Raw genomic sequence first — 16056 nt, 5'->3', positions numbered from 1 at the left:
TCGTGAGCGCTTGAATAATTGTATTTTAAAAGTAAAAAAGAAAGCAAGATGAGGAAAGAGGACTAATGAAAGTTATAATAAAGGGGTTGATGGTTGTCCTTTTTGGGGGCTTTGGTGTCGTTGGGTGTGGGCGTAAAGGATCATTGGAGATGCCTCCTACAAGTGTGGAAAAACCTACGCAGGGAACATCTGTTGCTAAAAGTGAAGATGATAAACCTTTTATTCTTGATCGTTTGATAAAGTAGGAGGCAAGTGTGGATTTTTTCTCCTATCATCAAGGTATACTTTATGCTGAGGGTTGTTCACTTGCTATGCTTGCACAGGAGGTGGGAACTCCTTTTTACTGTTATTCGGCCAATGCATTGGTTACACATTTTAAGGACTATCAAAGAGCATTTCAAGGGATGCCCAGTCTGATTGCTTATGCGGTTAAAGCGAATTCTAATCAAGCAGTTTTGCGGCTTTTAGCTAACAATGGAGCGGGAGCTGATGTGGTCTCAGAAGGTGAATTACGGCGTGCTCTTGCTGTTGGTATTCCGGCGCATTGTATTGTTTATTCTGGGGTTGGTAAAACCGTGAGAGAGATAGATTTTGCTCTTTCTCAGAATATTTATTGTTTTAATGTTGAATCAGAGCCGGAACTTGAACAGTTATCGCAACGCGCTGTTGCACTTTCAAAAATAGCACGTGTTTCATTGCGTATTAATCCAGATGTTGATGCAAAGACCCATAAGAAAATTACAACAGGAAAATCTGAAAATAAATTTGGTATTCCCTTGTTGTTGGCAAGAGAGGCTTATAAAAGAGCGTCCTCTTTGCCTGGATTGCAGGTTTGCGGTATTGATATGCATATTGGCAGTCAAATTTGTGATTTAAAGCCGTTTGAGGAGGCGTTTATTATTATCGTAGATTTGGTGCGTCAATTGTGGAGTGATGGTTATGCAATAACGCATATAGATATTGGTGGCGGGCTTGGTATTGCCTATGGTTGTGAACAACATACCGTACCCTCCCCTTTTGATTATGCCGCGCTGGTAAAGAAGCATATTGCTCCTTTAGGGATTAATATTGTGGTGGAGCCGGGGCGGAGCATTGTGGGTCAAGCTGGTGTGTTGGTAACCTCTGTTCTCTATTTAAAAAAGGGGCAAGGGCGGAATTTTGTTATTGTGGATGCGGCGATGAATGATCTGATGCGTCCAACGCTTTATGATGCTTGGCAGAATGTCGTCCTTGTGAAACAAGCAGCAAAAGACGCTTCCCTTATTCGTGCAGATATTGTGGGTTCTGTTTGTGAGACTGGTGATTATTTAGCATTAGATCGTTGCTTGCCAATTTTGGCACCCAGTGATCTTTTGGCAATTACGCAAGCTGGGGCTTATGGTGCCGTGATGGCGAGTACTTATAATAGCAGACTTCTGGTCCCTGAAGTTCTCGTTCAAGATATGCGTTATGCAGTTATTCGTCCACGTCTTGATTATGCGCAATTAATGGGATGTGATCATATTCCTGATTGGATTGAGCCCAAATTAGATTGAGCATTATTAAATATTTTTGGTCTTATTTTTACTAAACTTTGATGAAACAATTTATTTTCTAGAAATTGTTCTGTATGGGGTTTATGATCTTAATGCACCACGGTAAAAGGGGATAAATGCTTGTTTATGAAAAATAAAAACATCAAAGGCTTTGCAATGAAGCTTTTGTGTGTGCGCATTTTGATGTGGGGGATCCTTTCATTGGAACGGATCTGGGGTCGGTTATTACCATTTTTCCTTGTTCTTAGTCTGTTTTGTTCGTTTAGCTGGTTGGGACTTTTTGGCGTTTTGGGCTATTGGTTCCATTGGCTTTTACTTGGGGCTATGCTTGTTTGTGCTGGGGTAAGTTTATTTTTTCTTATTGGTTTTCGGTTTCCCACAATGCGGGAAGTGGATCACCGTCTTGAACGTGTCAATGGCCTTAAACACCAGCCTTTGAATATTCAGACAGATCGTTTATGTTCTGAAAATGATGAAGATTTTAGTGTTGTTATTTGGCGTGAACATCAACGCCGAATGGCAAAGCAATTATACCATTTAAAAACTGGATTTATCTCTCTTAATAGTGCGGATTATGATCCTTTAGCTTTGAGGGCTTTGTGTGCTCTTCTTTTTGTGTGCGCTTTTAGTTTTTCTTTTGGTTCACAAGGGGGGCGTTTGGCTGATGCCTTTGATTTTCGTCCTGTCGTTGATGAAAAACTCATGCGGATTGATGCTTGGGTAACACCACCTGCTTATACCGGTGTGGCACCGATTTATTTGACAAAAGATGAGAAAACACAACTAGAAATCCCTGAAGGGAGTAATGTTGTTGTGCGTGTTGTCAATGGGGCTGGCATTACAGTAAAAGCAAAGTCTGTAGAAGATGGGAGGGAAATTTCGTTTTCAGAGAAAACGGAGCAAACAGCTTTGAATGATCCAATTGTTCATTTTGAAACACATTTAAAGCATTCAATAAATTTATTTGTATCATCACGTCGTAAAAAACAGCAATGGCATTTGCAGATAATTAAGGACACGCTTCCAACAATTCATTGGTTGGAAAAACCAGGGAGGATTTTAACGGGATCATTGGAGTTACGATATGTGGTGGATGATGATTATGGTGTGACAAAGGCTTTTGTTGAAATAGAGCCTTTTCTTCCTCAGAATAAAAGTGCTTCTTCTCTTTATAATGCTCCGGAAATAGAACTTCTTCTTCCGCGTGGTGGAAAGGGGAAAATGCGAATGGTGCAGGATATATCAGCGCATCCATGGGCGGGTTCGCAAGTCAAAATTACTTTGGTGGCAGAAGATGGTGCGGGGCAGAAAGGACGTAGCAAAACTTTTGTTATGATATTACCACAGCGTGTTTTTTCGAATCCTGTTGCACGCGCAGTGGTTGAACTGCGTCGTTTATTAGCTCTTAATCCTTTAGCGCGAGAGCGGGTACTTGATATGCTTTCTGCTTTGCTTGTGCGTCCAGAAAAGGGGTTGCAAAATGCATCGCATTTTATTGTTCTACAAAGTGCGTGGACAAGACTTTCTTTAGCACAAACAGACGAGGATTTGCGCAATGTGGTGGATTATTTATGGCAAATTGCTTTGGGTATTGAAGGCAATCAACTTGAATCCGTGCAAAAAAAGTTAAAACAAGCACAAGCTGCTTTACGTGATGCATTGCGTTACGGTGCTTCAGCGGCAGAAATTGAACGGCTTATGGCAGATTTACGTCAAGCTATGGATGCGTATATTCGTGCTTTGGCTGAAAAAGCACCGGATAGTCAAGTTTCTAAAAATTCTAAAAGCTCAAAAAGTCCTAATCTTTCTGAAGCTACATTACAAGAAAAGCTAAATTTAATTGAGGAAATGGCTAAAACAGGCTCTTCTTTAGCAGCTGAACAACTCTTGGCGGAAGTTGAACAGACGCTTGATCATTTGCATGTGCAAAAAGGTAATCAAAATGAGGGAGAAAAAAGCCAATCTACACAAATGAAAGAAAAGATGGACCAGCTTGGAGATTTAATGCGTCGTCAGCAAGAAATTCTCAATGAAACACATCAGTTAGAGATGGAACAAAAACGCGGAGAAAATGTACCGGAAACACAAAAAAAATCTTTAAAAAAACGTCAAGCTGAATTGCAATCTGAATTATCAACATTAGAAAAAGAATTATCAGAACAAGGATTTGAAACAGGGGGCGCCTTGAAAAGGGCAGAAGAAAAAATGAATTCTGCGGAAAATGCTCTTGATAATGGAAATCATCAGGTATCTATACAAAATCAGTCTGATGCTTTGGAATCTTTGAGGCAAGGTGCACAAAATGTTTTGAAAAAAATGCGCGAAACACTTAAAGAAACGGGAGATGATCAAAATGCTGATTCTGGTCCTAAAGATCCGTTAGGACGTCCACTTTTTTCAAAAACAGATGAAGAACAAGAAGGCGAGGCACTCCCACAAGAAAGTGATCAAATGCGTACGCGGCAGATTTTGGATGAAATTCGCAAACGTCTTGGTAAAGAGCATCTTTCAGAAGAAGAAAAAAACTATCTTGAAAGATTGCTTCATTTTAATTAATCAGTGTTGGCTTTTTTCTTAATTGATGTCAAAAACAGTGTATGAAGAACCTCTATGGAGTTCAGCTTCAAAGAAAATAATTAAAGCACTTGTAACGCGATAATCATTCTATTGTACTGCTTTTTTAATCATTTAAGTTTAAAATATGCAATATTGAAGTGTTCGCTATTGCGGAGAAAGAGCAGAAGTCCATATAAGTTGGATATATGAAAATCTGTAATGTTTGAAATTTGTTTCTACATGGTATGTTGAGTTGGATATCGTTACGCTGAAAGATTTTTATGCTTCTGCACTTGGGCTGCGTGTGCAAAAGACGCTGTGTGACCAATTAAATTTATGGTGGCCTGATCTTACGGATAAACGGATTATGGGGTTGGGTTATGCGATTCCTTATCTTTCTGTATTGCGTGAACGTGCCCAACAATGTTTTGCTTTTATGCCTGCTGCTCAGGGTGTTTCGCCTTGGCCTTGTGCTGAGAAAGTTGCTACAGCGCTTGTTTTTGAAGAAGATTTGCCGCTTCCTGATGCGTCAGTTGATTGTATTTTATTGGTCCATGCATTAGAATATACAGAAAATTCATTTGAAACGTTGAATGAAATATGGCGTGTTTTAGCACCCAATGGTCATTTGATCGTTATTGTTCCTAATCGCTCTGGCTTTTGGGCGCGCAATACGACTACGCCCTTTGGTTATGGCGAACCTTATAGTCAACAACAGCTTATTCGTTTGTTCGAAAAAACAAATTTTATTTCTGGACCAATACAAGAAATTGTACACTATATGCCCTCTACGGGGTATTTTTCGCGGTTGTTCTCATTTTTTTACGAGCCATTTGCTCGCTATCTTTTGCCTTATTTTGGTGGACTCTTAATGTGTCAGGCACAAAAACGTGTTTATCAGGGTCTGCTCGTACAGCGTCGTCAGTCGCGACGTATTTTTATTCCTGCTTTATCACCACAGACAAGAAATATTTTAAATTATAAAGATAATTAATCATTTTGTCATTGTCATAAGAACCGCAAGTATAAAAGGATTCTCTTATTTCAATTTTTTGCATTTACAATTAAAAAATATTCTTTTGTACATTAATATGTGGAATTGGTATGTGAATAAAAATCTCAAGTATCTATATATCGAACCATATTTCATGAATAGCGGAAACATTTTAAAAGAAAAAATGCTGGTATCTTCGTAAGCATAAAAATAGCAGAGTCCAAAGGATCTTGCATAATATGGTTTATGGTGGTTAAAAACTGTACAAGGAAGGATTAAAATGCTTCTTATGAACCATCTCAAGTATCAAGGGCTCCTCTGCAACATCGAGATCTAACATAAGTGTGTGATGGTGCTGGCTTGTTCTTTTATAAGCGTAAAGATGGTGGTGCTCAGTGGCTTTATCGTTAGGATAAACATTTAGCGTTATATCATGAATTATATAATCTCTTAAGAGGAGATAAAGTCATAAAGAATGGAGGAAAACTATAAAGATAAAAAACATCTCTCAAGTTAGGTTAGTGAATGTGAGATAAAGCAATGCGTGGAGCGGTTTTTCTGAAAAAAATAATTATAAATAGCACTCATCTAAAGATGATAGTTATGATCAAGAATGTTGCTAAAAGATATCACGATTATTTATATGCGAAACATATTAAAAACTTTAGAAAGAACAAAAGCATGTGAAACAGAAGTTACAAAGTATATCGTGAGGGTTGAAAGCATTTTTGTTTCTGGTTCTCATGTTGGAATATTTCGTTTTTTATTCGTAATGTTATATATTTTGTCATAAGAGTAAGTTCTAAGTAATAGCATTCGAATTATATGCGAAGGTTTTTTCATCTCGTTTCTGTTTTCATTTAGGATATTAAAATTATTTTTGAAACAGTAAATCTCGAATTAAAGATTTAAACGGTAACCATTTTGATCTGTTATGAGAATTTGTGCATTGGAGGGATCGTTTTCGATTTTTTGTCGCAAACGATAGATATGGGTTTCTAAAGTATGGGTGATAATATTTTCATTATATCCCCAAACTTGTTCTAACAATGTTTCACGGCTGACAATTTTATCATTGGCATAATAGAGACATTTAAGGATCGCTGCTTCTTTTTCTGTGAGACAGATTTTATTGTTGCATTGATCAAGAAGAAGTTTTTGTCTTAGTTTAAAAGTATAGGGACCAATATGAAAGGTTGCGTCTTCATTTTGTTCATATTGGCGCAACTGTGCTCGAATTCTCGCCAATAACACTGCAAAGCGAAAGGGTTTTGTTACATAATCATTGGCGCCTGTTTCAAGATCTAAAATATTATCACAGTCTGTATCATAATTTGTTATCATGATAATGGGAGCACGAAATCCTTGGGTGCGTAATTGTTTAACGGCTTTGTAGCCATCAAGATCAGGAAGTTGAAATCCCAAAATAGTGAGATCAATATTTTCTTTTTGGATTATTCTCATTCCCGCTTCTGCTGTTTTTGCTTGGGAAATTTTAAACTCTTGATGCATTTGCAATTGTTCTACTAAAATGGGGCGTAGATCATCGCCTTCAACGATTAAAAGAGTGTATTGGTTCATGTTTTTCCTTATAGGCATGTTGATGCACTGATTGATATAGTTTCATGAAAAATGAGATTTCATGCAAGAAAAATTAAAAGAGGAAAATTAAAAAAAAGTCTTTGAAAAAATAAACTTTTATAATTTCTATGGTTGTTTGCCGAAAAGAAGGTGTTTCCGTTTGCAGAGTATTTTACGTATTGGTTGGAAGCATTTTTTATGCTTTAGAATGTGTTTTAGCCATTGAGTGTCATCATTTTTACGCTTATGGAGAAACAAGCTAGCACTATCATTCACTTTGCCAGCTCGTGGGTGTTGCGGACAGTTCTTGGCACTTGAGACGATTCATAAGAGGAATTTTTAGTGCTTTCTTTCACGTTTTTTATCTATATGGGACTTTCTCCGCTTAGAATATGCAAGCAAATAGCTTTTGATTGATTCAATATAAACAGGTTGGGAATGAGAGAATCCAGCGGCATGAGAGGCTCTCATCCAACATGCGAACAATGAACACTCAATATGATGCGTTTTTTAAGCGTGAAGAGAACTGTGCAACACCTAGCAGATATGTACCGTTTAGGAGAATTTCACGGTCATTTTTATTGTTTTTTTATCCACGTTCAGTTTTGTTTTTTCGTAGAGTTTGTGTGCGAAGAGGTCTGTGTGATGCTCGTGGGTGTTGCTTATTATAATCGTTGAGTAAGTCTTGCCTTTAGAAATGCCTAAAAAATACCTAATGAAGGGGGGAAGTTTTGGGGCATTTTATATTGAGAAGAGTGCAGAATGAAAAATGATAAGGAAGAGTATCCTATTTATGTATTTAGCGTGAAAACACATCAATAGAGAGGGATGCCTTGTGCGATATGAAGTGCTTTTTCATATGAGTCTAACGGTAAATTCATCGAACACTCCCATCTTTACGCTTATGAACAAGTAAGCCGGATCACACACTTTGCCAGCTCGTGGGTATTTCGAGACAGCCCTTAGCACTTAAGACGGTTCATAAGAGCCATTTTCACTCTTTTCTTTAACAATTTTTATTCACACACTCATCCCGCTTTTTATGTGCAAGAAAGTGGTTTTAATTGATTCAACATGGGACAAATTTGAAATGGGAGAATCTTACGATATTCGGGACTCTTATTCAACATGCAAAACAGTAATTTATCATTATAAATCAATGGATTATTAATGAATAAAATTTATTTCTTTAAGATAAAAGCATTTCCTTCTTAAGGTTGCCCATCAAACAGACTTCTGTCCATTCCTCTTCTGTCACGGGTTGTACTGATAAGCGGCTGGCCTTGACCAACACCATATTTGCTAGTTTAGGATTGGCTTTGATTTGTTTTAATGAAACAGGTGTTGGCATGTCACAAAGTGCTCGGATATCCACACATTCCCAGCGTGGATCAGAACTTGTAGAATCAGGGTGTGCTTCAGCACATATTTCTACAATTCCTACAATTTCTAAACCTTTATTTGAGTGATAAAAAAAACCTTTATCACCATATTTCATAGTGCGCATATTGTTACGTGCTTGATAATTGCGTACACCATCCCATTGTTCGCCATTAACTCCTTTTTTCTTTTGCATCTCCCATGACCATTTATGGGGTTCAGATTTAAAAAGCCAATAAGCCATGAGTTCTCCTTTTTCATAGACTGTTATGCATTTTTATAAGTATCTTTGTAATACCATCAACGATGATTTTTAAAATGGGGTAAATAACGGCTATTATCTATTTTTCTTGTTTCAAAATAATGTGTAGTAGAGAGACGCGCTCCATTGATATTTCATGTTGTATAAAAGTATTTTGCTCTTTGTTTCTCTTTTCAACTATGGTCTGAAATGCGGTCACTATAAGAGTTTGTTGGAAAAAATTAAGAAAATTGGTTCTAAAAAGCTTTAAGATTACAATGACAATGAAACGAATAAATGGTCAAAGATGATGAGGTCAACGAATGGCATTCATATCTATGCTTTGTGGGAGAGAGTAGATCTTATTATGCTGTAAAATACCGTCATTTGAAGTGTAATGATATAAGGCAGTTTTTTGAAACATGAGGTTTTTAAGAATGTGTGGTGAATATTTAGATTTACGTGTCGAGCTTTGGGTTAAGTGAATTGTGTGAGTGGGAAGCAGGTGGAATCTGCTCGATAGAGAATTCGGACTATCTATAGACCGGATTGAGTAGAAATCTTCGTTCTTTAAGATGTGTGTGGGACGTCAATTTTATTATGCTTTTGTTCCACGGCGTCCCATCCCGATCAAGGGCGGGGCTTTTTCATCTAATGGCCAGCGTGAGCGGGGTGCAATGTCAAGAGAGCTTGTTTCTCCTCGTGCGAGTTTTTGTGCACCGGCAAAAGCAATCATTGCAGCATTATCCGTACACAAGGAAAGAGGAGGGGCTATAAATTCAAAACCATGTTGATGAGCAAGGTCTTGCAACGTAGAGCGAATGGCTTGGTTTGCGGCAACGCCGCCCGCAACAACTAAAGCAGGAGAACGCTTTTCTTGATTATCAGAGAGAGGATATTGGTGGGTAAAGTGTTGTAAAGCTAGGTGAACACGATCACGTACCGTATCAGTCACAGCGGCTTGAAAACTTGCGGCAATGTCAGCAATATCATTTTCTGTAAGGGGAGCTATGGCTGTTGCGGCTTGTCGAACAGCAGTTTTGAGTCCTGAAAAAGAAAAGTCTAATCGTTTTTCACCTTTTAAAGGTCGTGGAAGAGGGATGCGATTTTTATCACCAAATAAAGCTGCTTTTTCAAGTGCTGGTCCACCAGGATAAGGAAGACCTAAAAGTTTTGCTGTTTTATCAAAGGCTTCTCCTAACGCATCATCAATAGTGGTTCCTAAACGCTGGTAGTTGCCTACTCCATGAACAATGATTGTTTGTGTATGACCTCCTGAAACTAAAAGTAATAAATAAGGAAAGCTGACGTTGTGCGTTAACACAGCTGTTAAAGCATGTCCCTCTAAGTGATTTACCGCAATAAATGGTTTGCCAGTGGCAAGAGAGAGTGCTTTTGCGCTCATAACGCCTACCAACAATCCTCCTATCAAACCAGGACCACTGGTGGCTGCAATGCCATCAATATCTTTTAATTTTGTGTTTGCTTCTGTTAGTGCTTGCAGAATTAAATGATCAAGAACTTCAACATGGGCACGAGCAGCAATTTCAGGAACAACACCGCCGTAAGGTGCATGGTGATCAATTTGACTCCAAACAACATTGGAAAGAATTCGGCTGTTTGATTCATTGTTATATTCAATGACAGCCGCTGCCGTTTCATCACAACTTGTTTCTATTCCCAGCAGACGCATTTTAAACAAAACCTTATATTGAAGCTTCTTTCTTACGTGCGTATCATGAACAGAAAAAGATGCAAAGTATTTCTCTTAGAATTGATTTTTCTATGAAAAATATGTGTTTTGGCATTTTCTTTGAATTTTATGATATCGTTGATTAAAAAATAAAGCTGTATTTTCGAGTATAAAATGCAAATATTTTTTTAAAACTTGTCTATTAAAGTCTATAATTGTAAATATTATTGAGAAAAATGAGATTTGGAAAATTTCTGTAAATTTATACTCTTTCGAAGATATTTGAGAAAAGCTTCATTTTTAAAACTTTTTTCATTTTATTATTTTATTTTTGAAAAAAGTGTGCACAAAAAGTGATAAAGATGGTCGATTCTTCAAAACCAAAAGTTAAATCACATTATACTGGTACGCGCCGTAAGAAACCAGTTATTGAACATGAAGCTACTCCCCATGATTCAGAGGAAAAAATCCACAATTCTGTAGAATCTCCTGCACGAGAAAAACAGAATATGCAAGGTCAGGATAAAAGTATCTCTAGTACAATTTGGCTTTTCTTATCCCTTTCTGGGATTTTGGGGGGATTCATTGCTTTGGGAATTTTTATGGGGCTTCAATGGGCTGGTTTTTTTCCTTCTCCTTTTGTGGCAAATTCTGCTGGGGAGGAAAAAGCCTTGCAGATTGCTGAAGCCGCAAAAAGTCAAGGTGAAGACACAAAGGAACAATTGAGCCGGGTCTTTCAAGAAATCGATGCGTTAAAAACAGAGTTTTCTTCTTTTTCATCACAACAGTTTAAAACAACGAAAAATGATGAACTATCGAAAGAAGAAAGCAAAAAAGCTTTTGCGATTTTAGAGGAAAAAGTAAAAACTCTTGAAGAAACTGTACAAACTTTTGTTAGAGAGTCGAAAGAGATAGAGACGGCTTTGTCTGTTGGGCAGAGCAATGCAAATGATCTTGCTGCGTTAAAACAACAGTTAGAAGCACTACAGGAAGAAACTTCTGTTAAAAATAGTGAGAAAAAAGAAATAGATACCGCGCTCTTTACTGCAATTAGTTCATTAAAAAATGCTGTAGAGCGTGGTGGATCTTATAATAATGAATTAAAGCTGTTGCGGCAATTATCGCCTTCGATTAATGGACTTGATGTGTTGCAAAAAACAGCTACTGTGGGTCTTCCAAGTTCAGCACAACTTTCAGTTGATTTTGCTCATGTTGCTGATGCAATTGTTGGTACGCAAAATCTTGTTGCGTCAGATGCTGGTTTTTTTGACCGAATTTTAGCGTGGATAAAAGGGCTCATTGTTTCGCGACCGATTGGAAATGTTGAAGGGACAACGCTGGGGGCTATTGCGGCACGCATGGAAGTTGCCATTCAAGCTGGTGATTACGAAAAGGCTTTGAGTGAATGGCAATCATTGCCCCAAAGTGCAAAAGATGTTTCAATGGATTTTGTTAAGCAGCTTGAAAGACATATTGCTATTCAACAGTTGTTGCAGCAATTGTTATTGTCTGTGCAACAAGGATCTTTTAAAGCAACAAAGATGTAAATAGGCCCAAGATGATACGTGTTTTTATTTATATTTTTGTTGTTTGTATCCTCGGTTTAGCTTTCACGTGGGTTGCTAATCACAATGGTATTTTTGTTCTCACATTTTTGCATTTCAGATTTTCTGCTTCATTTCTTACAGTGTTAAGTGTGCTTATTTTGTTTTTTGTAACGCTGGTGCTTTTATGGTGGTTATTGTCTTTCTTTTTTTCCATACCGAATGCTCTTTCCAATTATTTTTATAAACGCCATCAAAAGCGTGGTTACGAAGCTCTTTCAAAGGGGATTCTTGCAACTTTTGCTGGTGATAGTATGGTTGCGCAAAAAATGGAAACACGGGTTGCTAAATATCTTGCAGGAAAACAAGAGCCATTGGTAAAACTCTTACAAGCGCAAACCTTGTCTTTACAAAATGATTCTGTTCGCGCCGTCGGTCTTTATGAAGAGATGAGAAAGGAAGATCCGACAAAACTGGTTGGACTTTATGGTTTGTTTCGTGAAGCGATGAAGAGTAAAGCTTATGAGGCAGCGCAACAATATGCCGAAGAGGCACTGACTTTATCGCCAGCACTTTTATGGGCGCATCAGGCGGTGCTCGATCGGTTAAGTACTGAGGGTAAATGGGATAAGGCACTTACTATTTTTGAAAGAACGCAAAAAGCTCTCCCGCGTTCTATTCGCGCGACTCCAGAGCGGCAGCATATACAGGTTTTACTACTAAGTGGGCAGGCACTTTCTTTGTTTGATACACATCCTGTACAAGCACGTGAAGCTATTTTGAAAGCCCATAAATTGGCGCCTGATTTTGTTCCAATAATAGTTATTGCTGCTGATATTCTTTATAAATTAAACGAAACGCGTAAAGCGGATAAAATGATTATAGCGGCTTGGCAAAAGGAGCCTCATCCTGACTTGGGAGCGCTTTATCTTGAAAGAGAAGAAGGAGCCATTGGGCGATTGAAAAGGGCTAAGACACTTGCTTCTTATAATAAAGATGCATTTGAGTCGGCTTTCCTTATTGCTAAAGCAGCTTTGGATGCTGGTGAAACAGCATTAGCAAGAGAGAAGGCACAAAAAGCATTACAATGTCATCCACGGGAAAGTGTTTATTTATTGTTGGCAGATATTGAAGAGGCACAGGGAAACAGTCAAGGTGCTGTGCGTCAATGGCTTTCTTTAGCACTTCGTGCTGAACGTGATCCAGTGTGGATGTGTGATGGGGCCATTTTTTCTTCTTGGTCAGCGGTTTCTCCAATCAGTGGACGTTTGGGCTGTTTTGAATGGAAGGCGCCTCCTTGTATGCCTTCTCTCACATTAGAGGCGGACAATATTGTGTCGAAAAGGCAAGACAAAGAGTATGTTATGGGAAAAAGTGATGATGTTGGAGATAAGAAGCTTGAAAAATTAACACCTATAGATGATTCTCTTTTGCATAATGCGCAGGTGGAGAAACAAGATATAAAAGAAAAAGATGTAAAAATGTTCAGTCAAACTCACTTAAATGTTGATGATCCAGGGGTTAAAACAGAAGAAGAAACATCTTTATCGAGGAAAAAATTTCGTTTATTTTAAATTGCATCAATATGGTAGTATGAGCGTTTTTTCAGAAGAAAAAATTAATATAGAAGAAAAAAAATTATCTTTAATCTTGTCCAATAAAATTATTCTCTTATGCTTAAAAAATGAAATTTTGCTTGGTAGCAGATGTGATTGGTTAAAAAATGTTTTTAAATCAGAGATGTCTTGATAAAAAACAAAAAAATAACAAACCAAGGATTGCTGTCGTTATTCATCGGCGCTCTACCTATACTGGTCGTTTGGGAAAATTTTTACAACAAAATGGTTTTGTTCTTGATATTTATCGTCCTATTTTTGGACAAAAACTCCCTGATACATTAGAGCATTATGCCGGCGTTGTTATTTTAGGGGGACCGATGAGTGTGAATGACAGCGAAGCCTATATTGGTGAGGAAATTGATTGGATTTCGTTATCACTAAAGGAAAATAAGCCTTTTTTGGGTATTTGTCTTGGAGCACAAATGTTAGCGCGAAATCTAGGGGGGCGCGTTGGTACAAGAAGTGATGGGACTGTTGAAGTCGGCTGGTATCCACTAGAAGCAACCCCACAAGGGAAGGAATTGATGAATTGGCCAGAGATGGTCTACCATTTCCATGATGAAGGTATTTATGATTTACCGAAAGAGGCAATGCTTTTGGCAACAGGGAATACATATCCTACACAAGCTTTTCGTTATGGAAACAATGCATGGGGCTTGCAGTTTCATGCTGAATTTACACGCGCTATGATGCGGCGTTTGGTCGTGCGTTCGGCACATAAATTGACTGAAAAAGGTGCTCAACCTGCTTGTGCACATTTGAAAGGTCGTTTAATCTATGATCGAGCTTTGAGTCAATGGTTTGAAAGCGCATTACACCAGATTTTTTGTACACCGCCCGTACTTTTGTAATTATTGATAACGCATTGATTTATATAGGTAATTCACGGTTTTGTATATTGAATGAGAACCCCGAATATAGTAAGGTTTTTTCATTCCAAACCTGTGTATATTGACTCAATAAAAACCTCTTGTTTGCATGTCACAAGTAGGGCTGGCGTGTGGGCAAAAACTGTATAAGAAAAGACTAAAAATGCTTCTTATGAACTGTCTTAAGTGCCAAGAGCTGTCGCAACATTTGGGGGCTAGCCAAATATAATGATGGTGCTGGCTTTGGGGTCTCCATAAGCGTAAAGATGGGGGGCTCAATGGCTTTATCGTTAAGAAACACTATTCATTATCATTTTTGTTGTGCTGTAAAAGAGTATGGTTTAAGGCAGAGGTAGAAAATCTATGTAAAACTTTACACATGAGGTATTTTTTGTTAAAGGGTATAATCGTTCTTCTTAAGAAAGCCTTGTTGAGTTTATGAGATACAGTACTTTAGAATGATGTATGGGGGCTTCTTGAAGTGATCAGTAGATAAAGTCCGGTCGATTAAGAAGTTGGATTGTGTATAAACTGACCGGGGTTAGAAATCTTTGTCCTTTTTAGGGTGGGAGAAAGTTAAGAGATAAAGAAAGTTTTAATGTTGTCCAAATCCTCTCAATTACCATTAAGACGAAAAAGTTTTTCTTTAAGCTATTTAATTTTTGGGCTTTTTTGTTTGGCTCTGATATTTATTTATAGCGCACTCTGGTTTTTTTTTCACGTAAAATAGAAGACCATGTTTCTGATATATTTGTAAAAGTATCTTCCCATAATATGGCGGCGGTATGCGAGAATGTACGCAGGGATGGTTATCCTTTACGTGTCGGTGTTGTTTGTGACAAGTTTCAATTTTCTTGGCCTTTACATGGGGTTTCTTTATCGACGGGGCGTTTGACGGCTGGTGCACCAATTTATTCACCTTATTTGGTCGAGTTTAATGTTCGTTCTCCTGCATTAATTGTTTTTTCCGGAAAAACTCCTATAGTATCGCATTGGCGCAATTTGGTGATTGAAACAGAGCCTTATTGGAAAACGGGTAAAACATTGAAGTTTATAGCTGAAGGGCTTGAGATTGCATCTTTTTCCTCTTTCTCTGAAGATCAAAAGCTTCAAGAAGCATTAAGAGCACAAACGATAGATAAAAAAACGACACAAGAAAATATTGAAGATCCGGCATCTTTGCAAAATACGCATGACGTGATTATTCAGCCATTAAAGCCACAAGATATGCCTCAAAAAATAACGGCAGAATTTTTGCGTTTTGATCTAAAACATGAAAAGAATGATTTATCGGGACATATAACTTTTGACGGTTTTGATGCTTCTCCCTTTTTAAAATCTTCTTTTGTTGATATTCCTAAAATTGATGGTAATTTGAAATGGATTTTAAATGACATTTCTTTTCTGTCTGAAGATGAAGAAAAAAATTGGCAACAGCGACTGTATGGAAAAAGTGGACTTTTAAAGCAAGGTGAATTGACTTTTCATACAGGTGGTGCAGTGCGTATTAGTGGACCTTTTTCTTTTGATGATGAAGGATATTTGACAGCAAAATTTGAACTTGTCCTTATTCAGTCCATGAAGCTTCTTGACACTCTGCAGCGCTTATTTCCCGCGCAAGCCAATAATCTTCAAGCGTTATTTTTTATTTTAGGTGCTTTGCCTAAAAATGCGGACGGCGCTCCCGTTCTTTCATTGCTCATTAACAATGGGTGGGTAAAACTGGGATTTTTAAAACTTGGTCGTCTTGCTCCACTTTAGGTGTTGTACCAAAGCCTTTTTTCATCTTTACTATCAAATTTCGACTTTTTCTGATTTTCACACTTTTTTGCAATTTTAGAGTGTCAAAATATATTTTAACAAAATGCGTATTTAATGGTAAAAAAAATAGCTATAAAAATAAAAAATTATCACCTACTCCTAACTCGTCCAACCTCTTTTCACTTAGTACAAAATCTTATGTCAAACTACATATAGCAACAGTGTTTGTATGGAAAAAGTGGTATTTTAAAGTATGCTGAATTGCCTTTTTATACAGGTGGTG

General features: G+C 37.7%; 11 protein-coding genes. 8 read left to right on the top strand and 3 right to left on the bottom strand.

All coding sequences use genetic code 11. The annotated features are described in order from the left end of the window. Positions 1–65: 65 nt before the first annotated feature. The 4 genes from ACFIO3_RS01240 to ACFIO3_RS01225 all read left to right on the top strand — a co-directional run bounded on the left by ACFIO3_RS01240 (position 66) and on the right by ACFIO3_RS01225 (position 5085). Complete coding sequence (locus ACFIO3_RS01240) at positions 66–245, top strand: LPS translocon maturation chaperone LptM (protein WP_375606046.1); 180 nt, start codon at positions 66–68, stop codon at positions 243–245. 9 nt (positions 246–254) lie between these two features. Then, positions 255–1535, top strand: coding sequence for a diaminopimelate decarboxylase (gene lysA / locus ACFIO3_RS01235; protein WP_375606045.1), 1281 nt, complete (start codon positions 255–257; stop codon positions 1533–1535). Positions 1536–1661: 126 nt separating this feature from the next. Beyond that, positions 1662–4091 (top strand): TIGR02302 family protein, encoded by a 2430-nt coding sequence (locus ACFIO3_RS01230; RefSeq protein ID WP_375606044.1) that lies wholly within the window; start codon positions 1662–1664, stop codon positions 4089–4091. Positions 4092–4314: 223 nt separating this feature from the next. Then, a complete protein-coding gene (locus ACFIO3_RS01225) occupies positions 4315–5085 on the top strand; it encodes a class I SAM-dependent methyltransferase (protein ID WP_375606043.1) in 771 nt (256 codons plus the stop codon). A gap of 900 nt (positions 5086–5985) precedes the next feature. Here ACFIO3_RS01225 and ACFIO3_RS01220 read toward each other — a convergent pair. The 3 genes from ACFIO3_RS01220 to tsaD form a co-directional block, all read right to left on the bottom strand. Then, complete coding sequence (locus ACFIO3_RS01220) at positions 5986–6666, bottom strand: response regulator transcription factor (RefSeq protein WP_375606042.1); 681 nt, start codon at positions 6664–6666, stop codon at positions 5986–5988. 1189 nt (positions 6667–7855) lie between these two features. Further along, complete coding sequence (locus tag ACFIO3_RS01215; protein WP_375606041.1) at positions 7856–8290, bottom strand: EVE domain-containing protein; 435 nt, start codon at positions 8288–8290, stop codon at positions 7856–7858. A 595-nt stretch (positions 8291–8885) separates the two neighbouring features. Beyond that, on the bottom strand, positions 8886–9980 hold the full coding sequence (tsaD, locus tag ACFIO3_RS01210; protein WP_375608454.1) for a tRNA (adenosine(37)-N6)-threonylcarbamoyltransferase complex transferase subunit TsaD: 1095 nt from the start codon (positions 9978–9980) through the stop codon (positions 8886–8888). 362 nt (positions 9981–10342) lie between these two features. Between tsaD and ACFIO3_RS01205 the strand changes: the two genes are divergently transcribed. The 4 genes from ACFIO3_RS01205 to ACFIO3_RS01190 all read left to right on the top strand — a co-directional run bounded on the left by ACFIO3_RS01205 (position 10343) and on the right by ACFIO3_RS01190 (position 15773). Further along, positions 10343–11527, top strand: a complete 1185-nt coding sequence (locus ACFIO3_RS01205) for a hypothetical protein (RefSeq protein WP_375704037.1) — start codon at positions 10343–10345, stop codon at positions 11525–11527. Positions 11528–11538: 11 nt separating this feature from the next. Then, positions 11539–13098: a heme biosynthesis protein HemY gene (locus ACFIO3_RS01200; protein WP_375704036.1), complete on the top strand. Its 1560-nt coding sequence runs from the start codon at positions 11539–11541 to the stop codon at positions 13096–13098. Between the two features lie 149 nt (positions 13099–13247). Continuing rightward, a complete protein-coding gene (locus tag ACFIO3_RS01195; RefSeq protein ID WP_375704035.1) occupies positions 13248–13994 on the top strand; it encodes a glutamine amidotransferase in 747 nt (248 codons plus the stop codon). A gap of 723 nt (positions 13995–14717) precedes the next feature. After that, complete coding sequence (locus tag ACFIO3_RS01190; protein WP_375704040.1) at positions 14718–15773, top strand: DUF2125 domain-containing protein; 1056 nt, start codon at positions 14718–14720, stop codon at positions 15771–15773. Positions 15774–16056 lie beyond the last annotated feature (283 nt).

It is taken from the genome of Bartonella sp. AD328YNZD (assembly GCF_042196425.1).
Note: the sequence above shows the minus strand (reverse complement) of the source record. Positions and strands in the feature narration are given on the sequence as shown.